Consider the following 17738-nt stretch of genomic DNA (forward strand, 5'->3'; position numbering starts at 1 on the left):
CAGAATCGATTTTTCTCTGGAGTTCTGCCTTTGACCAGCCGAAACGACCAGCGGCACGAAGATACCAGCGTCGCTCCTCCGGCTCCATGTCTGCTTCCAGGATGACTACATTCTGTGTCCAGCTGATCTCCATGGCCAGCGTCAGTAATTCGGGGGCGTCCTCATACATCCGATAGAACGCCCGCATCCGGCGGAGGTTCCGTGGGGAGAAGCCGGAAGCATCGGGGAAACGGCTGTGCAGGTGTTCGGCTGCGGCCACTGCCGCGCCTTTCTCCGGCCGGGAACAGACGATGCGGCCCAGTTCGCAGCAGAGTTTCATCTGGGGCAGCTCAGCGTTCAGCGCGGCGTCCAGGGCTACAAACATGGCGGAATAATCGATATTTTTGCGGATGTTCATGGCTTCTCCTTTCCGGCAGAACCTGCCTTATTTAGAAACAGGCCAAAGAGAAGCACAGGAGGCGCCTCCTGCGTTTCTCTTTGGCCTGTTCACACCACTTGTACCATCTGCTCCCAGAGCAGGACGAAGCGGTCATTGATGATTTTGTTGTCGTGGTAATGTCCGAACAGCCAGTAGTGGAACTTGGCTCGTTCTTTGACTTCCTCCAGGAAGCCGGTCAGGTGGTCGTGAACATATCCACCGTTTCCCAGTATGTCCACGATGCTGTTTGGGGCGCAGTGTGTGATCACATAGTCCATCTCATAGTGAATGCTTTCCAAGCTGTGCCGAGCTTCCTCATACTCGGATTTATCGGGAAGCTCTTGTTTCCACCAGGAGTGGTGGTTGACCCGGAATCGGGCGCCCATTCTGCGAAGGGCCCAGTATTGTTCTTCGTAATCGGGTGCTTTGGGGTTCAGAATACCGTCCTCGATATCATGGCTTCTGGCACCGCCCATGGTAAAGAAGGAGTATCCTTGCAGGTCAAAGACCTGCCCGCGCATCAGATGGATCACATGAGGACGGATTCGCTGGATCTTTCCGCCGTTCCATTCCTCTGTGGGGTATTTTCTCAGCAGGTCGAAGTTTTCATGGTTGCCGCTGATGAACAGCGTGGTAAAGGGCAAGTCCTCCAGCCAGTCCAGGTTCCGCTCCTCCTTCTTGCCCCCGTCCCATACGCCGCCGAAATCTCCGCAGATGATCATATAATCTTCCTTGGTCATTCCGGCCTGCTCGGGGAAGTGTTCGGGTGCGAACCGCTGAAAGTTGCCATGGGTATCGCCGGTTGCGTAGATCATATCGGTTCACCTTCTTTTGCCTATTATATCATATCCTGCTCCACCTGGATGCCGCCGCGGAGGAAGACCGTGATTTTCTCCGCTGAGTTGACCTTGACCGTATCCACCAGCTGCCGGATGAGAGCTTCATCCCATTCGCTGATGTGGGTGGACGCCTGAGCCATCGCGGCAGCCGCATCTTCAATGCGCCGTACAGCCTGAGCGTTGCTCTGACGCTGTTCTTCAATCAGGGCTCGCTTTTCTTTTAGTACGGCAGCCTCATTCATGATAGCTCTCAGCTGGGCGGTGCAGGCGGAGGCGTCCTCCGCTCGGGCGGATTCTGCTACCAGCTCACGGGTCTGATCGTTCAGCTCGCCCAGCCGCCTTTCAATATCGGCAAGGCTCATGCTTTCTCCTGGGACCGGAGCCAGCTCCATCTCCATGGCAGAGGTGATCTGCCGGATCAGCGTACTCTTTTGGCTCATGACGGAGTTGATTGCGGCGAGGATTGCCTTCTGGAGCGGTTCCTCGTCCAGCGTTGGTGAGTTGTGGCAGTACTTGGTGCCGTAGTCCAACCGGCTGACACAGCGCCACACGACGCGCTTCCTGCCTTGCTTGGACCAGGTGCAGCGGCGGTACAGGGTGCCGCATTCGCCGCAGACGAGGCGCTCCGACAAGGCGTATTTGCTGGCATAGGATGTCATCCCCGTGGGGGCATTCTTTTTGGAAGGGCTTTTCCCAGCGCTGCGCCGCGCTATCTCTGCCTGTACCGCATCGAAGGTTTTGCGTTCCACGATGCCCTCATGATGGTTCTGCACCAGATACATGGGGAGCTGCCCCGTGTTGCGGATGACCTTGCGGCTGATGCAGTCACTGATATAGGTCTTCTGGAGAAGGACATCTCCGCAATACTTCTCATTGGTCAGGATGCTTCGAATTGCCGTGATCGTCCATTGGGAGCCGCCGGTCACATTGGGGATCTGCTCCATTTCCAGCCTGTCCTTGATCATCCGAAGGCTGGCTCCGCTCAGATATTGCTCATAGATCGAGCGAACCACTTCTGCTTGCTCCTGGATGATTTTCGGCTTGCCGTCCTCGCCTTTTTCATAGGCGTACAGCCGGTTATACTGTATGATTGCCTTGCCCTCGCGCATGGCCTGCCGCTTACCCCAGCGGACATTGGCGCTGATGCTCTCGCTTTCCGCCTGGGCGAAGGCGCCGAGCATGGTGATGAGGATCTCACTGTCGGCTTCCAGCGTGTTGATGTTCTCTTTTTCGAAGATGACCGCAATGCCCAATTCCCGCAGGGCACGGATGTAATTCAGGCAGTCCACCGTATTTCTGGCGAAGCGGGAGATGGATTTGGTCAGGACGATGTCGATCTTCTTCTGCTTGCACAGCCGGATCATCTTCAGGAATTCGGGCCGCTTCCGAGCCGATGTGCCTGTGATGCCCTCATCTGCGAAGATCCCGGCCATGGTCCACTCCCGGTTGGTCATGATCTTGTCGGTGTAGTAGTTCTGCTGGGCCTCATAGCTGGTAAGCTGCTCCTCGTCATCGGTGGATACCCGGCAGTAGGCAGCCACGCGAAGCTGGCGCTGGACCGCCTGCCGGCTTGCGACCTCCGGCTTTGCGGGTATGGTGATGACTTTGGGTGGGCTTTCTCTCATACTGTTCACTCCTTCCCGATCACTTGACCGTTTTTTAGCTGGATATTCAGGGTTCCATCGTTATGACAATGGATGGCGGACACTGATCTTTGAAGCAGTTCTGCATCCAACGCAGTCATGGGCTGACGCCCGGAAAACACTCTGTGCAGACGAACCGTTTCGTATTCGCGGGAGTCGACGGTGCTGTACTGAGCCGCAGCGATGGACAGGATCAACGCCTTTGCGGCATCCTCGTCGATTGGCTGACATTCCATCACCCTGTCCAGCTCACGATGCAGATTCAGCTCAGTGGATTGATCAGGCGGCGCGGTTGCCGGAAGCCGGAGTTGTTCCGGTGATATGATCAGGCTGTTGAGCAGATCCAGCACCTGCCGCTCCATGCGCGCTGTCGATGGCCGCCCGCTGAAGCGGCGGAGGAGCTTCTGCGTGTCCGTTTTGGGAGATGCCGTCTGTTTTGCGCTTCGCTTTTCCAGTGCTTTCTCCAGGGCTTCTCGATCAATGACCGGCGGATAGTCGCGCTCTCCTGTATAGCGGCTATCTTCCAGAATTCGAGCAACCATGTTTTTGTTCCATAGCTTTCCCTCGTCATAGGGAATTGACTGTTCTCGAAGCTCCTCTACCAAGGTGTTGTAGGTGGCACCCGCAAGGTATTGTTGGAAGATGTACTCTACCAGCTTTGATTCCTGTGGATGGAGAGCAATTTCTCCCATAACCACCCTGTAGCCAAACGGCTGCTTCCGATTGCCCATCAGCGCACCGTCCTTTCTATAGTTTCGGCCAGCTCCAGCCCGTTTTTCAGGCGGAAGCGGAGTCGCTCATTGCTTTCCACGATAATTGTTTCAACGAGCTCACCGAACAACTCTGCGTCAAAGCTGTCAAGGAAGTCCGGGCCATCATTCAAGATTTCCATCAACTCTCTTGTTTGGACGATGGTGTTGTCGCCATCGACGGCCAGAAGACGCTCCTTTTTCAGCTTTACAGCGCGGAGCTGTTCGGTCAACTCATTGTTCTGGGATATAAAAATGTCAGGATCAATGAGGCCCTGTTGTTTCAGTGTGGCCAACATTTGATTCTGACTGGTAAGATCTGATATTTGCTTGTTGAGTTCAATGACATCCAGGCTCCAGAGCATCCGGCGGTTGCGGATGGCCTGAAGCGAGGTGGTCATTCCCATGAGGATGGGTTCGCCATGGTGCTTGAGGTTATAGTATAGCTGGAGAAAAGCCCCCACGATTTTAGCTTCCTGAATTTGCACCATACTGCATTCGTGATTACTTTGGTTGTGTTTGCGGCATATCCAATACGGAATAGCCCTGCATACTTTCCTGCCAAAGTAGGTGCCACAATTTCCGCACACAATTTTGCGAGTAAAAATGTGCTCGTCGCGAGACCGGTTGGGAATTTTATCTCCCTTGGCGCGAAATAGTATCTGAGCCTTATCAAATGTGTTTTGATCTATGATGGAAGGATGGCTTTCAGCTATATAGTATTGATCTTTGTTTCCCTGATTCCTTTTTTTCTTGATAGGTAAGGTATCAGTTGCATAGTATTTTTGGAGGAGGGAATTACCGGCATATCTCTCGTTTTGGAGGATATAGCAAATGGTTGTATATTGCCAATATGGAGTTCCATCTCGGGTTGGTATCCCCAGTTTTGTGATTTCCGCCGCTATGTCTGCTGTACTCTGTCCAGATAGGTATCGGTCAAAGATCATGCGGATGATTTCTGCTTCAGACTCCTCAATTTCAAGTGTCCCATTTCGGAGGCGGTAGCCAAACGGTGCTTTACATGTAATAAACTCCCCGCTTTGCATTCTCCGCTGATAGCTCCACCGCATATTGCCGGAGATGGATTCGCTCTCGGCCTGGGCGAAGGAGGCGAAGAGCGCAGTCATCATTTCGCCGGACATCGTCGCAGTGTCAATGTTTTCTTTCTCGAAGTAGACTCCGACACCGAGTGATTTCAGCTCTCTAATGGTTTCCAGGCATTCCTTGGTATTGCGGGCAAAGCGGGAGATGGATTTTACCAGCACCCTGTCGATCAGCCCTCTGCGGCAATCTGCCAAGAGCCGCTGGAAGTCCTCACGCTTTTCAGCCGATGTCCCAGTGATACCCTCATCTGCGTATATGTCTACCATTCTCCAGTTTTCCTTGCTGGAGATCAGGTCGCTGTAGTGACGGTTCTGGGCGGCGAAGGAGTTGAGCTGGTCATCAGAGGCGGAGCTGACACGGGCGTATGCCGCAACCCGCAATTTGGCGTTTTGGGGCTTTTCGGTTGCCTCGATGGTAATGACCCGGTATTGCTTTTCCCGAAGCGCCATGCTGCCGTCGGTCATCAGCTTTTCCGCCATGTTAGTTCACCTCCTTTTTTGCAACACAAACAATACCACAACACCTCTGGAATAGCTATTGAAAAGATTGCGATTTCAGAAAGAAATGATAATGTCCGCACCGGTCTGTGCGGCAATTCTGGCCAGAATCCTGCGGGCCTCTCTTTCCGTCGTTTTCTTCTGCTCTATCAGCGTGCGGAGCAGTTGGGCAATGCCGCACAAATCGATATTTGTCATCTCGGTTCCTCGCTTTCGTGGATTTGTTTTGATAACAGAAATATGGGACCCGATCAGGGAGTTTGCGGAGAAAAGGAAGAGGAGTGTAGAGGGGGAAAGATGAAGGACTCAGAGAAATGGAGGTTGAGGAGAAGAAGAGAGCGTACTGTGATCAGATCCCATATTTCTGCTATCAAAAGGAAACAGAGGACCGCTCCCAAAGGTCAGGAGAGTAGTTGTAGGCTCCAAGTCTGGAGCGGCCCTTTGTTTCTTGATACTGCTTGCCTGTATTCGACACTACTTCCCCAGGCAGGGCGGCAACTTAAACTGTGCTGGCGCACATCATGGGACTCGAACCCCTCCGAGGATCTCTCCGAGCTGCGTAAGCAGAAGTATCATTGTAGGCTGACGGGGTCATGGCGGGGACAGCTTGCCAAGGCTGCCTTGGCCTGAGTGGGTATCGCTCTGCACCTTATTTGGCCGTCCTTTGATGCGGATTTGCTCCGCACAGGTGGTCTTCGCGCACTCGGCCTGACGCTCTCCCGATCAGCTAAGGTATTCAAGTTGCCGGATATGACCGCCTGGGGCGGTGTTTTTCAAGGTTCGCTGAGATGTTTTGATCTCACGAAGATTGTAACTCCGAGCGTATTCTTCCAACAGAAACAGAATGGAAAGTTTACCAACCCAAAATGGAAAGTTTTTAGAGGGATGCCTCCAATTCGGACAGTAGAGCGATGGCCATTCGCAGTCCACGCTTCTGTTCCTCTGCAAAATCTCCTTTTCCCACCAGGAGATAATCCAGAGAAACCTCAAAGAATGCTGCAAACTCTACGGCCAGCTCGACTGGGCCAGTTTGCTTTCCGGTTTCGATTTTTGCGATGTATGGAGTGCTGACATTCATCTTCTCTGCCAACTGCTCCTGTGTGAGCCCACGCTTTTTTCGCAAGCTCCTGATCCTTGAACCATAGTCCTCTCTATTAAAGTACATGGTGATTTACTCCGTCTTCTGAAATTTGGATGCGAACCAAATTTCGGAGCGGTGGGTCGCGGCAATGGAGCGACCGGACATACCGGACGCTGAGCAGAGGCCGCCATTTTTCGACAAACAAAAAATGCACCCACCGTGCGGTGAGTGCATACGAAGAGAAATATTTGCCGAGCTTTAGCGGTATATAGTGAGTAAGGACAAATGGTGTCGAATAAAAAAGAACCGCAACCCCTTGGAGGATTGCGGTATGTAATGTTGCTCTTTTTTCCCTGACCCCCGGCGGGTGTTCATTGCTCCCTATACGATTTCCTGCCATATTCTCCCCTTGCGGGGATAACAGACAAAAAGTGCGTTTCCCCTCACCGTTTCGATGGGGGTATTATAATAGGGAATTTTTAGGGGTTTCTTAGAAATCGCTTAGGTTTTAGGCAGTTTTGCTGAAATTTGAAGATTATCAGCTTTTTGTATTATTATATATTCATATTGGCTAAAAAGCACAAGCCAAACTGCGCATTATATATGTGCAATTAGTCTGACAAGACTTTCTATATCTTATTTTTCTATTCTACCAAGGGTACACTAAACTTGTCAACATATTTCTTGTGGTCGGAGGGTTGGCAAGTGGAATATGGAACGATTCGGATTAAGCTGGACGAGCTGTTGAAGGCATCTGGTCTTAGCAAGAACATGCTGAGCCATCGAGCTGAGATGCAGCGGACGCAGATCAACAATTATTGTAAAAACCAAATTACTCGTTTAGATATAGATGTCCTCGCAAGGCTTTGTACTGTGTTGAATTGTGGGATCGGCGATCTATTAGAATTTATACCACCAGAAAAGATAGAAAAATGAGGCTCGCAGGAGGCATAGCAATACTTTTCCAGCATATTGGACGGTCGGCATTTCAAATGGGAACGGCAAATTAATTATAAACGCAGTTGCAAATTCTGAAGCTCATTTTCTATTGGTTATCACCGAGAGTCTTTGCAAAATCACCGAAATACAACAAAAAAGAACCGGTCGAGATCTCGTGCATGAAATCTCGACCGGTTTTCTGTTATTGGGGAATTAACTTAGTATTACTTCGACTCTTTGCGGAAGCACATGAACCAGTCCAGGCAATACTGATTCTCGCTCTGGTTGTCCATCCGCTCCTTGGCTACGCCACAGCTGCCAGCGGTGGGTACGATGACATCATCGCCGGGTCGCCAGTCGGCCGGGGTGGCGCAGGCGTCGGCGTCCGCTTTCTGGAGCGCCAGGATGATACGCTTGATCTCGTCAAAGTTGCGGCCCGTGGACAGCGGATAGTACAGGATGGTTCGCACCACGCCGTTGGGGTCGATGACAAACACCGCCCGTACCGCCTGGGTGTTGGACTGTCCCGGCTGGATCATGCCGTACTTGTTGGCCACCTCCATGCGGATATCCTCGATGAGGGGGAAGGTCACATTGATGTGTTTCTTACCGTTCCACTCCAGCTCCTGGATCTTCCGCAGCCAGGCAATGTGGGAATAGATGGAGTCCACCGAAAGCCCAACCAGCTCAGTATTGAGAGCCTTGAACTCGTCGATCATGGAGCCGAAGGTCATAAACTCCGTGGTGCAGACCGGGGTGAAATCCGCAGGATGGGAGAAAAGGATCACCCATTTTCCGGCGTAATCCCCCGGGAATTTGATAGGACCCTGCGTAGTGACAGCCTCGAAGGACGGGGCCTTGTCGCCAATAAGAGGCATTCTGTTTTCCTGATCCATGGTAAGCGCTCCTTTCGTTAGCAGTCAAGTTCGATGAAAACGATATATGAGTTCTTTGGAGAAAGGCCGTAATACTCCATCTGAAACAGCGTTAACCCAGCAGCTCGCTCTCCAGATCCTGCAGCATGATGTCCAGTGCGGAGATACCACCCTCGGCGGTGTACCACACGGCGGGGTGAGCCAGATAGACGATGTTGCCGTTCTTGTAGGCATCAGTTCCCATCACCAACTCGTTTTCCATGATCTCCTGGGCCAGCTTTGCCCCGTCGGTGCCGATGGCGGCGTCACGGTCCATGACGAAGATATATTCGGGAGCCTTCTCCACAATGAACTCGAAGGAAGCCTCGTTGCCGTGGGTGGAGGTGTCAATGTTGGCGTCAACACCGATGTTCTCAAAGCCAATCTCCCGGCCGATCATGGAGCAGCGGCCGTCATTGCCCAGCACATTGTAGCTGCCGCTGGTGACCAGTCCTACGATGGCGGTCTTGCCGGCGGCAAATTCGGACAGGGCGGCAATGCGGCCGTCGAAGTCGGCCATCAGCTCGTCTACCTTGCCCTCCAGACCAAACAGGGAGGCGATGGTAGTCGCATTCTGCCGTACGCTTTCCACCACACCAAGCTCGGTATCGGTAGCCAGATAGACCACAGGAGCGATCTCACTGAGGGCGTCATAACTGGAAGCCAGGCGGCCGCCGATGAAGATGACATCCGGCTCGCAGGCCATGACGGCCTCCAGATCGGCCTCCTTGATGGTGCCCAGGTTGGCAATATCGTCATTGATGTAGTCCTGGAGATACTCCAGACTGGTGGAGGCAGTACCCACTACCCGGTCGCCCACGCCCAGGGCATCCAGAATGTCCAACGAGGCCATATCCAGAATGGCGATACGCTGGGGATCGTAAGGCACCTCCAGCTCCGCCGCCTCTTTGTTGGCATTGAGGCTGGTAATGGTCACAGACTCAGGGGTTTCGTTGTTCTGGGTTTTCTCACTGGACTGGCTGTTGCTGGGCGAGGAGGTATTCTCGGAAGAATCGCCGCCATTTTGAGCGGAGCAGGCCATGAGGCTCAGGGCCATCACGCCGGCCAGGGCAAGAGAAAGCATCTTTTTCATGTTCATTTTTGGTTACTCCTTTTCTAAAAAGTACTGAAAATAAGGGTCAATAGTAGATGGACAGAGGCTTGCCCGCAATGGTCAGGATCTCAAAGTCCACCTGATAGATCTGCGACAGGTTCTCTTTCGTCATCACCTCCTCCACAGTGCCGAACTTAGCGATTTTTCCGTCCTTAAAGGCACAGATATAATCGGAATAAAATGCCGCATAATTGATCTCGTGCAGCACTAAAATCACCGTCTTCCCCAGCTCGTCGCAGAGGCGACGGACGATTTTCATCATGTTGGTGGCGTGGTAGATATCCAAATTGTTGGTGGGCTCATCCAGCAACACATATTCGGTGTCCTGGGCGATGACCATGGCGATCATGGCCCGCTGCCGCTGGCCGCCGGAGAGTTCGTCGATGAAGCGATCCTGGAACTCCTCCAGTTCCATGTAGTGAATAGCCCGGTCGATGATCTTCTGATCCTCTGGGGTGACCCGGTTGCCTGAATAGGGGAAGCGCCCGAAGGTCACCAGCTCCCGCACAGTCAGCTTCATCTGGATGTTATTGGACTGGGTCAGGATGGCAAGGCGCTTGGAGAGCTCCTTGCTTTTCCATTTGCCAATGTCCTTGCCCTCAAAGTCTATCAGTCCGCTGTCGTGGGCGATCAGTCGGGAGATCATGCCCATGACGGTGGACTTGCCCGCGCCGTTGGGGCCGATCAGAGAAATTACCTTACCCTTGGGGATGGCGAAGCTCACGCCGTCCACCACGGTTTTCCCGTCATACTGTTTTGTCAGTTCTTGTACGCGCATGGTCACACCTTCTTTCTTGTCAGGAGGAGGTAGAGGAAGTAAAGTCCGCCGCCCACGGTGATGAACACGCTCACCGGCACGGAGTAGGAATACACATGCTCGACGATGAGCTGCCCGCCCACCAGCACGATCATGCCGAACAGGGCCGAGCCCAGCACCAGCTGGGTGTGCCGGAAAGTTTTCAACAGCTGCCGGGACAGATTGGCGATGATAAGCCCCAAAAAGGAGATTGGACCCACCATGGCGGTGGCCACGGCGATGCAGAGGGTCACGCCCAGCAGCAGGCGGCGGATGCAGCGGTCGTAGTCCACGCCGAGGTTGATGGCCTGCTCCTTGCCCAATGTCAGCACATCCAGCAGGGCCAGTTCCCTGCGCAGAGCGAAGATGACGCCTGCCAGAAGAATCAGGGAAAAGACAATAATCTCGAAATTGATATTGCTGAAGCTTGCCACCAGGGTATTCAGCAGACTGTCGTACTCATTGGGGTCCATGACCCGGGTCAGCGTGGTCTGGATGCTGCCAAAGAAGGAGGTCAGTACTGTACCCACCAGCAACACATACAGCACATTATGCTTTGTCTTTTTGAAAATCCAGCTGTAGATTACTGTGGCGGCGATACCCATGAGCACAACATCCACTGCAAAGGACAGGTTGGCGTTGGAGGCCACCACGCTGGCAGACCCCAGGAAAAACACCACAGCTGTGTGGATGAGGGTATAGAGGGAATTCATCCCCAGCAGGCAGGGGGTCACGATGGTGTTGTTGATGATGGACTGAAATACCAAAGAGGCACCGCCAATGGAAAAGGCGGTAATGAGCATGACAATGAGCTTGGGAGTTCGGATCCTCATGGCGTAGGCCAGCAGCTTGGGATTAGAGAAATTCACTTCAACCAGCATATAGCCCGCTGCGCAGAGCAGAACGAGGACCACTAAAATCAGAAGTTTGCGCTGGTTGGCGCGTGCTGCAGAGATGTTCACTGGTCCGCACCTCCCTTCAGGTTGGGCATGGTGGAGCAGCAGCCTGTCCCGGCACCGCCCAGACGGATGGCCTTGCGGCCATGCTTGAGCCGGTAAAACAGCAGGGCGATGAAAATGAGGCTTCCCAGGATGCCCACGATCAGCTCGATGGGCAGCTCGTAGGGGGCGATTACGATCCGGCCAATCATGTCGCACACCAGCACGAAGATGGCGCCGAACAGAGCGGTATCCACCAGCGTGCCACGGATCTTGTCTCCCTTGTACATGGCTACCACATTGGGCACGATCAGGCCGATGTAGGAGATGGAACCAACCACCACCACAATGCTGGCGGTGATCATGGCAGCGATGGTGAGCCCGGAAAAGAGAACCAGGTTGTACGGGACACCCAGGTTCTTGGAAAAATCCTTGCCCAGTCCCACAATGTTGAAATGGTTGGCGAAGAGGAAGGCCAGCACCACCAGCGGGACCGTCAGCCAGACGATCTCATACCGGCCCTTCAGCACCAGGGAAAAGTGGCCCACCAGCCAGGAGGACAGGGCCTGGGTCATCTCATATTTGTAAGCCAGATAGTTGGTAATGCCGCCGATGACATTGCCGAACATGATGCCCACCAGAGGGACCATAACCACATTCTTGAACTGGATACGCTGAATGAACCAGACGAAGATCCAGGTGCCCAGAATCGCCGTGGCAAAGGCAAAAATGGCCCGGCTCCACAGTGTGGAGGCCGGCATAAACAGCAGAGCCAGCAGGATGCCGAACTGGGCCGAGGAGATGGTGGCGCCGGTGGTTGGGGACACAAATTTGTTGCTGCACAGCTGCTGCATGATGAGTCCCGCCACACTCATACCAATGCCGGTGCATAGGATGGCCAGCAGGCGAGGCAGCCGGGAGATCAGGAAAATCTCCAGCTGCTCAAAATTGCCTGCGAGTAGCTCACCGGGTGTCAGGTCAATCACGCCCACAAACAGTGAACAGCCGGACAATATAAGCAGCAGAACAGAAAGAACAATGGTAGATCGATACGGTCTGATAAAATCCTCTCCCTTCTTTTTGGCGGTTAGCGATAGCTAACCGCATCCCATAAGCAATGCGCAGCGGCGATTGGACTTGCCATGCATCACGCACTGCGCATCGTGAGCTTATTATAGCATATCGAGTTAGCTATGTACAACCGCGCAAAAAGCACAAGCTACCAAACGGAAAGAATGTGTTTTTTATCCATTCTGCAAATTGTTGCCCCGAGTGGACTGCGTCTGAGTAGTCAGCCGGCTCATGCTCCGCAGGCTGACGCCCAAGGTGGAGAGATTGTGCAGCGTGGCAGAGGTGGCGGGCGGTAGAACACCGGCCACACCAAGGGCAATCAGGGTGCCGTTGAAGCCGATAACGAAGCGGTAGTTGGAGTGGATGCGCGCCATCAGCGCCATGGCGATCCGGCGCAGCTCTACCAGTTCCCAGAGACTGTCGGCAGCGATGGTGATGTCCGCGATCTCCCGGGCGATGGCGGCGCCGTCGCTGATGGCGATGCCCGCGTCCGCCTCGGACAAGGCCGGCGAGTCGTTGATGCCGTCGCCTACCATCAACACGGTGTGTCCCTCCCGGCGGAGCCGTGCCACATACTCCGCCTTGTCCGCCGGAAGGACTCCGGCGCGGAAGTCATCCACTCCCACCTGGGCGGCAATGGCTGCGGCGGTGCGGTAACTGTCGCCGGTGAGCATGACGGTACTGGCGATCCCCAGGGCGCGGAGGGCGGACAGGACTTCCTTCGCCTCCTCACGCAGCGGGTCGGAGATGCAGATCACAGCGGCAAGCTGTCCCCCAACCGCCAGATACAGGTGGGAATACTCCGGCGGCAGGGCATCAAAGCGTTCCTGTTCGCCCTCTGGAATGACGCAGCCCTCATCCTCAAAGATAAAGTGCGCGCTGCCGATGAGGACTCGCTCCTCATCGACGGTGCTTGCGATGCCGTGAGCCACCAGATACTCCACCTTGGAGTGGTACTCCTCGTGGCGCAGGCCCCGGCGCTTCGCCTCCTCCACCACGGCGTTGGCCATGGAATGGGGGAAGTGCTCCTCCAGGCAGGCGGCCAGCCGCAGCATTTCGGCTTCCTCTTTGCCGCCGAAGGGCACCACCTGAGCCACCCGGGGGCAGGCGTGGGTCAGGGTGCCGGTCTTGTCAAAGACGATGGTATCGGCGGCGGCCACGGCCTCCAGAAATTTGCCGCCCTTGACGGTGATATGGGCGCGTCCCGCCTCCCGCATGGCGGAGAGGACGGCCAGAGGCATGGCCAGCTTCAGCGCGCAAGAGAAGTCCACCATCAGCACCGACAGGGCTCGTGCCACATTCCGGGTGAGGGCAAAGCTGATGAGGCTCCCGGCGAAGGTATAGGGCACCAGCTTGTCCGCCAGATTGGCGGCCTTGCTCTCAGCCTCCGACTTCATCTGCTCTGACTGCTCAATCATGTGGACGATCTGGTCATAGCGGCTCTGGCCGGAGGCTTGCTTCACTTCCAGCACACATTCGCCCTCCTCTACCACGGTGCCGGCATAGACCGCGCCGCCGGGGCGCTTGGGTACCGGGATGGACTCTCCGGTGAGGGATGCCTGATTGACAGTGACCTCCCCCTCCAGCACCAGACCATCCACGGGGATGATGCCGCCGGCACGAACCACCACGGCGTCTCCCGGCTGGATTTGGGACACGGGGGCCAGCACCTCGCCCTGGGCCGTGCGCAGCCAGACCCGGTCCACATTCAGCGACATGCACCGGGCCAGATCCGCCACGGATTTCTTTCTTGTCCACTCCTCCAGCAGCTCGCCCACCTCCAGCAGGAACATGACGGTGCCGGCGGTATCAAAGTCGCCCCGGAACGCCGAGATGGAAATGGACAGGGCGTCCAGCAGCTCCACCTTGACGCGGCGGCGCAGCAGGCAGCCCAGGCCCCGCCGCACAAAGGGGACCATGTGCCAGAGTATGCGGGCAAGGCGCAGTGGAGGCGGGAGAAACAGGGTGCAGGCGGCCTTGCACACCACCTTTGCCACCAGCTTCTCCTCAAATTCCCGGTTCAGTGCCCGGCTGCTGTGGGCGGGCAGCGCGGTGGTCTGCTCCGCCTCCTGCCAGGAAAAATGCCGAATTTCGTTCAGCACGGCTTGGCGAGTCCCATCGTAGTACAGGATGACGCAGCAGGTTCGCTCATGGACGGTGACCTGCCGGCACCAAGATTTTCCCTGAATCCATGCCTCCAGCAGATCCGCCTGAGCGAGTGTCATTTGTTTTTGCCGCAGCCGGAACCGGATGCGCCCCCGGCTTTCGTGCAATATGGTTGCGTTCATAGGTTCCTCCTTCACGAAAAGAGGGAGCCGCTGGCGGCTCCCTCTGGGTCAATCAGGCTTCTTCGCTCTCCAGATTGGCAGCGGCGGCTTCCTCCGCTTCCTTCGCAGCCCGGTCCTCATTCAGCTCCTTGGCGGAGGCCAGAATGTCCGCAGCGTTCTCCTGCACCGTGGTTACGGTCCCCATAACCGAGTCCTTCATCCGCAGACCGGCGGCCGTGACATGGACATAGGCCTTTTTGGCGTCCTTGCTGGACAGCAACTTAACGCCAAAAGAGCCAAACAACGCACCGCCCGCAAAGCAGGCCAGTTTCGTATAAACACTCATTGCAATACTTCCTTTCCCTTATTTCCGCTTGTAGCCGGTGACCATGACCATAATCATGCAGATCACAGCGCCCCAGGCCCAAAAACGATGTTGTTTCATCGCTCTCACTCCTTTGATCACTTTGGAATGTCTGGTTATTATAGCAGGAAATGTGGGGGCTTGTCGCTGTCAAAACGGACACAGAGTTGCGGTTTCCGACATTTTTCTGTACTGGCCGGGAGTCATGCCATACTCCCGCTTGAACGCTGCGTTGAACTGGCTCATACCCTCATACCCCACAGACTGCGCAATTTGCTGAATGGACATCCGGGTGGTGCAGATCAGCTCCTGTGCTCGCCGGAGGCGCTGCTGGATCAAATACGTGTGGATCGGTACGCCATAGGCGCGGCGAAAACCTTCTTTCAAGAAGGTCGGGGAAACGGAAAACTGTTTGCAGAGGAGCGCAATGGTGAGCTTATCAGACAGATGCGTCTGTATGTATGCCTTGACTTCCAAGAGACTTTGGGATACTGGGCAGCCTGAGCCGGAGAGAGATTCGTCCGATTCAGATACTTCGGTGCAGAGCAGATACAGCAGTTCCACCGACTTGAAAACACAGTAGCGTTCCTGCTCCTGCTCTGACAGACAGCGAACCGTTTCAAAAAATGACTGCGTCCAAGGTGTGCCGCACAGGGCCATGCAGCCGCTTCTTGCTGTCATCTTTTTCTTGACGATCCTGGTGTCCAGCTTCATCCCCAGAGTGGAGCAGACCGTCACAAGGCTTTCCTTTGCGGCTGTAGCGTCCACGGCAATCAAAACGCCGCTCAGGTTTCCGCTGTACCGACACGAGCGGAGAGCGGAGCTGTCGGAGAGGAGGAAGATGGCCGGAGCCTCCACCGTGTAGGAAGTACCCTGCAACGCTCGGACAGTAAGGCGGCCGGTCAGGCAGAACAGCACTTCAAACTGGAGCGGTGCGCCGCACACTGGGATAGACCGCAGAGGTTCCTGCTCCGGCTCCGGCAGGGAAAATCGGCAGATCTGCACCCCCGGCATACCGTGGCCCCAACGGCCCGTGCCGGAGCCCTGCCTCAATAAGTATTCTTTCAGCATGATTTCTCACGACCTGTTTCTCTGAGTTCGAAATTGGTTTCGCCTATGCTGGCTGGGGAACCAGAGAGAAGGCAGGAGACAAGCGCCTCCTGCCTTCTGCGGTGCTTTTGTCAGGCCAGTGACGCGCCCAGCTCGCGGCAGGCCGCCAGAGCGTCATCGTCCGGAGCTTCGTTGCAGATCACGCTGTCACAGGCCAGATTGGCGCCGCCGTCGCTGCAGCGGGATTCCCAGCTGCGCATCCATTCGCCATCGCCCCAGCCGTAGGAGCCGAACAGGGCGATATTCTTCCCACTCAGCCTGCCCTCACAGGCGGTGAACATGGGCTCGAACTCGCTCTCCTCCAGCTGTTCCGCCCCCATGGAGGGGCAACCAAAGGCGATGGCGGAATATTCGCTGACCTGCTCCGGGGAGAACTCCGCGGCAGTGATCACAGATACCTCGGCGCCCTTGCCCTTGGCGCCTTCGGCCACCGCCATGGCCATGGCCTCGGTGTTTCCCGTGCCGCTCCAATACACAACTGCAACTTTACTCATAAGACTCAACGACCTTTCTTTCTGGATTTGTTATGGTAGAAACATCAACCAGCTACGGTAAGCTGCTCGATGGATTTCCCTTGCTGCCACTGCCGGAAGTAGATTTTGCTGCACATCTCGTATTTCTCAAAGATATTTCTGGCGGCCTGTTCGTCGCCGTAGACCTTCCAGCAGCCCACGCATTTGTGATTGCATGCCCGATTGCAGATGAAGCCCAGCACATCCTCCGGCGGATAGCTCAAAAACAGGCCGATCTCATGGGGGAATTCCCCCTCGCTCCGGAGCCGGTGGATGAGGTGAACCACGCAGCCATTGGGGTTTTCCGGCACATAGCCGTATTTGAGAAGCAAGGCTCTGGCCCGTTGATCGGTCAGATCGCTCTCCAATGCATTGGGCCGGTAGGCATAGATCAAAGCGCGGCCTTTGCGAACCCGGAGCGGCAGAATACGGATTCCTCTGGGAACCAGTTTCTTGTTCAGCCAGCACAAGTCTCGCGTCAGATCCTTCCGGCTGGGGCAGGCGCAGGAAAAGAGATTTCCCGTCTTGATCCCAGCCAGGGTGGGAGAGCAGTGACGAATCAGCAGATCCTCTGACATAGGCGTTTCCCTCACAAAATCATGTCCATTCGAAGACTGTACGGCGAAATAAAAAACTGACAGTAAATGTGGTTAGCGATTGCTAACCAATGCGTTAAATATATAGCCGCCGCCTTTTAGTTTGCGGTAGCTAACTAACGCAATTATATACAGGACAAATTCGCTTGTCAAGAGGACGGATGGATTTTGTTGACAGAAAAAATGGCGCTTGTCGGACGCCTGTGTTATAATAAGCAAAACGCCCGTTTTTTGGAGGTTCCTATGGCGATTCACGAGTCTGGCCAGATGTATCTGGAAACCATCTATATTCTTTCACAGAACAGCACCTTCGTTCGAGCTATCGATGTGGGAGCGCAGTTGGGCTTTACCAAGCCCAGCGTCAGCAGAGCCATGTCCATTCTGAAAAAGGACGGATATGTGAATGTGGATGCTGACGGAGCAATTACCCTGACGGAGACCGGGCTTGCCATTGCTAAGACGATGTACACCCGCCATACGGTGTTGAGCCAGATGCTGATGGAGCTGGGTGTGGACGAGAAGACCGCGACCGAGGACGCCTGCCGGATCGAGCATGTGATCAGCGAAAAATCTTTTGCGGCTGTGCAGGCGCACTTGGAGCAGGTAACGAAAATGCGGGAAGATGCGCACGGGCAATGAGCCTATGCAAATTCGGCGGACTTTGCTATCGAGCGGCAACGCGATAAGTGAATACCTGCCATTTGGCACGGAATATCAAATGCGGTGGAGCCTGGATATGGCCTCCACCGCATTTTATGTGATCTGCGCTTTTAAATCAGGAGCGAC

General features: G+C 54.9%; 19 protein-coding genes and 1 pseudogene. 2 read left to right on the top strand and 18 right to left on the bottom strand.

Translation table 11 applies throughout. From position 1 onward, the window contains the following. Nucleotides 1–4 precede the first annotated feature (4 nt). The 7 genes and pseudogenes from B5F35_RS19555 to relB all read right to left on the bottom strand — a co-directional run. A pseudogene (locus B5F35_RS19555) lies at nt 5–397 on the bottom strand (DUF1016 N-terminal domain-containing protein); the annotation flags it as partial. Between the two features lie 89 nt (nt 398–486). After that, on the bottom strand, nt 487–1233 hold the full coding sequence (locus B5F35_RS03420; RefSeq protein ID WP_071432134.1) for a metallophosphoesterase family protein: 747 nt from the start codon (nt 1231–1233) through the stop codon (nt 487–489). 23 nt (nt 1234–1256) lie between these two features. After that, nucleotides 1257–2882, bottom strand: coding sequence for a recombinase family protein (locus B5F35_RS03425; protein ID WP_087238081.1), 1626 nt, complete (start codon nt 2880–2882; stop codon nt 1257–1259). Nucleotides 2883–2887: 5 nt separating this feature from the next. Beyond that, nucleotides 2888–3631 (bottom strand): recombinase family protein, encoded by a 744-nt coding sequence (locus tag B5F35_RS03430; protein ID WP_087238083.1) that lies wholly within the window; start codon nt 3629–3631, stop codon nt 2888–2890. After that, complete coding sequence (locus B5F35_RS03435) at nt 3631–5232, bottom strand: recombinase family protein (RefSeq protein WP_087238085.1); 1602 nt, start codon at nt 5230–5232, stop codon at nt 3631–3633. The genes B5F35_RS03430 and B5F35_RS03435 overlap by 1 nt, the downstream gene beginning before the upstream one ends. A 75-nt stretch (nt 5233–5307) precedes the next feature. Continuing rightward, the gene (locus B5F35_RS18650) at nt 5308–5448 is read right to left on the bottom strand and encodes a hypothetical protein (protein WP_162611317.1); all 141 of its coding nucleotides are present in this window, start codon (nt 5446–5448) and stop codon (nt 5308–5310) included. 679 nt (nt 5449–6127) lie between these two features. After that, the gene (gene relB / locus B5F35_RS03440; protein WP_162611318.1) at nt 6128–6373 is read right to left on the bottom strand and encodes a type II toxin-antitoxin system RelB family anti-toxin; all 246 of its coding nucleotides are present in this window, start codon (nt 6371–6373) and stop codon (nt 6128–6130) included. 663 nt (nt 6374–7036) lie between these two features. Here relB and B5F35_RS03445 point away from each other — a divergent pair. Beyond that, on the top strand, nt 7037–7267 hold the full coding sequence (locus tag B5F35_RS03445) for a helix-turn-helix domain-containing protein (RefSeq protein WP_087238088.1): 231 nt from the start codon (nt 7037–7039) through the stop codon (nt 7265–7267). Nucleotides 7268–7494: 227 nt separating this feature from the next. On the opposite strand, the gene B5F35_RS03450 is transcribed toward B5F35_RS03445, so the two are convergent. From B5F35_RS03450 to B5F35_RS03495, 11 genes are all read right to left on the bottom strand, one after another. After that, entirely contained in the window at nt 7495–8166 is a 672-nt protein-coding gene (locus tag B5F35_RS03450; protein ID WP_087238090.1) for a peroxiredoxin, read from the bottom strand. A gap of 91 nt (nt 8167–8257) precedes the next feature. Then, complete coding sequence (locus B5F35_RS03455; RefSeq protein WP_206424003.1) at nt 8258–9277, bottom strand: siderophore ABC transporter substrate-binding protein; 1020 nt, start codon at nt 9275–9277, stop codon at nt 8258–8260. 46 nt (nt 9278–9323) lie between these two features. Then, on the bottom strand, nt 9324–10076 hold the full coding sequence (locus B5F35_RS03460; RefSeq protein ID WP_087238094.1) for an iron ABC transporter ATP-binding protein: 753 nt from the start codon (nt 10074–10076) through the stop codon (nt 9324–9326). Between the two features lie 2 nt (nt 10077–10078). Continuing rightward, the gene (locus B5F35_RS03465; protein WP_087238096.1) at nt 10079–11056 is read right to left on the bottom strand and encodes an iron chelate uptake ABC transporter family permease subunit; all 978 of its coding nucleotides are present in this window, start codon (nt 11054–11056) and stop codon (nt 10079–10081) included. After that, nucleotides 11053–12045 (bottom strand): ABC transporter permease, encoded by a 993-nt coding sequence (locus tag B5F35_RS03470; protein ID WP_442856421.1) that lies wholly within the window; start codon nt 12043–12045, stop codon nt 11053–11055. The genes B5F35_RS03465 and B5F35_RS03470 overlap by 4 nt, the downstream gene beginning before the upstream one ends. Nucleotides 12046–12276: 231 nt before the next feature. After that, complete coding sequence (locus tag B5F35_RS03475; protein ID WP_087238099.1) at nt 12277–14391, bottom strand: heavy metal translocating P-type ATPase; 2115 nt, start codon at nt 14389–14391, stop codon at nt 12277–12279. 52 nt (nt 14392–14443) lie between these two features. Then, entirely contained in the window at nt 14444–14716 is a 273-nt protein-coding gene (locus B5F35_RS03480; RefSeq protein WP_087238102.1) for a DUF6110 family protein, read from the bottom strand. A gap of 18 nt (nt 14717–14734) precedes the next feature. Further along, a complete protein-coding gene (locus B5F35_RS19560; protein WP_242964725.1) occupies nt 14735–14815 on the bottom strand; it encodes a DUF6219 family protein in 81 nt (26 codons plus the stop codon). 69 nt (nt 14816–14884) lie between these two features. Then, nucleotides 14885–15805 carry a helix-turn-helix domain-containing protein gene (locus B5F35_RS03485; protein WP_087238104.1) on the bottom strand — a complete coding sequence of 307 codons (921 nt, stop codon included), beginning with the start codon at nt 15803–15805 and terminating at the stop codon, nt 14885–14887. 110 nt (nt 15806–15915) lie between these two features. Further along, on the bottom strand, nt 15916–16338 hold the full coding sequence (locus B5F35_RS03490; protein WP_087238106.1) for a flavodoxin: 423 nt from the start codon (nt 16336–16338) through the stop codon (nt 15916–15918). 44 nt (nt 16339–16382) lie between these two features. Continuing rightward, the gene (locus B5F35_RS03495) at nt 16383–16934 is read right to left on the bottom strand and encodes a DUF3793 family protein (protein WP_087238108.1); all 552 of its coding nucleotides are present in this window, start codon (nt 16932–16934) and stop codon (nt 16383–16385) included. A 261-nt stretch (nt 16935–17195) separates the two neighbouring features. Here B5F35_RS03495 and B5F35_RS03500 point away from each other — a divergent pair, with 261 nt between their 5' ends. After that, nucleotides 17196–17591, top strand: coding sequence for a metal-dependent transcriptional regulator (locus B5F35_RS03500; protein ID WP_164488508.1), 396 nt, complete (start codon nt 17196–17198; stop codon nt 17589–17591). Nucleotides 17592–17738 lie beyond the last annotated feature (147 nt).

The organism is Anaeromassilibacillus sp. An200 (genome assembly GCF_002160025.1).
In the GTDB taxonomy this organism is placed as follows: Bacteria; Bacillota; Clostridia; order Oscillospirales; family Acutalibacteraceae; genus Caccousia; species Caccousia stercoris.

What these genes read in the sequence shown, in the direction of transcription:
- B5F35_RS03420 (WP_071432134.1), bottom strand. Translation starts at nt 1,233, where the DNA reads ATGATCTACGCAACCGGCGATACCCATGGCAACTTTCAGCGGTTCGCA.
- B5F35_RS03425 (WP_087238081.1), bottom strand. Translation starts at nt 2,882, where the DNA reads ATGAGAGAAAGCCCACCCAAAGTCATCACCATACCCGCAAAGCCGGAG.
- B5F35_RS03430 (WP_087238083.1), bottom strand. Translation starts at nt 3,631, where the DNA reads ATGGGCAATCGGAAGCAGCCGTTTGGCTACAGGGTGGTTATGGGAGAA.
- B5F35_RS03435 (WP_087238085.1), bottom strand. Translation starts at nt 5,232, where the DNA reads ATGGCGGAAAAGCTGATGACCGACGGCAGCATGGCGCTTCGGGAAAAG.
- B5F35_RS18650 (WP_162611317.1), bottom strand. Translation starts at nt 5,448, where the DNA reads ATGACAAATATCGATTTGTGCGGCATTGCCCAACTGCTCCGCACGCTG.
- B5F35_RS03450 (WP_087238090.1), bottom strand. Translation starts at nt 8,166, where the DNA reads ATGGATCAGGAAAACAGAATGCCTCTTATTGGCGACAAGGCCCCGTCC.
- B5F35_RS03455 (WP_206424003.1), bottom strand. Translation starts at nt 9,277, where the DNA reads ATGAAAAAGATGCTTTCTCTTGCCCTGGCCGGCGTGATGGCCCTGAGC.
- B5F35_RS03460 (WP_087238094.1), bottom strand. Translation starts at nt 10,076, where the DNA reads ATGCGCGTACAAGAACTGACAAAACAGTATGACGGGAAAACCGTGGTG.
- B5F35_RS03475 (WP_087238099.1), bottom strand. Translation starts at nt 14,391, where the DNA reads ATGAACGCAACCATATTGCACGAAAGCCGGGGGCGCATCCGGTTCCGG.
- B5F35_RS03480 (WP_087238102.1), bottom strand. Translation starts at nt 14,716, where the DNA reads ATGAGTGTTTATACGAAACTGGCCTGCTTTGCGGGCGGTGCGTTGTTT.
- B5F35_RS19560 (WP_242964725.1), bottom strand. Translation starts at nt 14,815, where the DNA reads ATGAAACAACATCGTTTTTGGGCCTGGGGCGCTGTGATCTGCATGATT.
- B5F35_RS03485 (WP_087238104.1), bottom strand. Translation starts at nt 15,805, where the DNA reads ATGCTGAAAGAATACTTATTGAGGCAGGGCTCCGGCACGGGCCGTTGG.
- B5F35_RS03490 (WP_087238106.1), bottom strand. Translation starts at nt 16,338, where the DNA reads ATGAGTAAAGTTGCAGTTGTGTATTGGAGCGGCACGGGAAACACCGAG.
- B5F35_RS03495 (WP_087238108.1), bottom strand. Translation starts at nt 16,934, where the DNA reads ATGTCAGAGGATCTGCTGATTCGTCACTGCTCTCCCACCCTGGCTGGG.
- B5F35_RS03500 (WP_164488508.1), top strand. Translation starts at nt 17,196, where the DNA reads ATGGCGATTCACGAGTCTGGCCAGATGTATCTGGAAACCATCTATATT.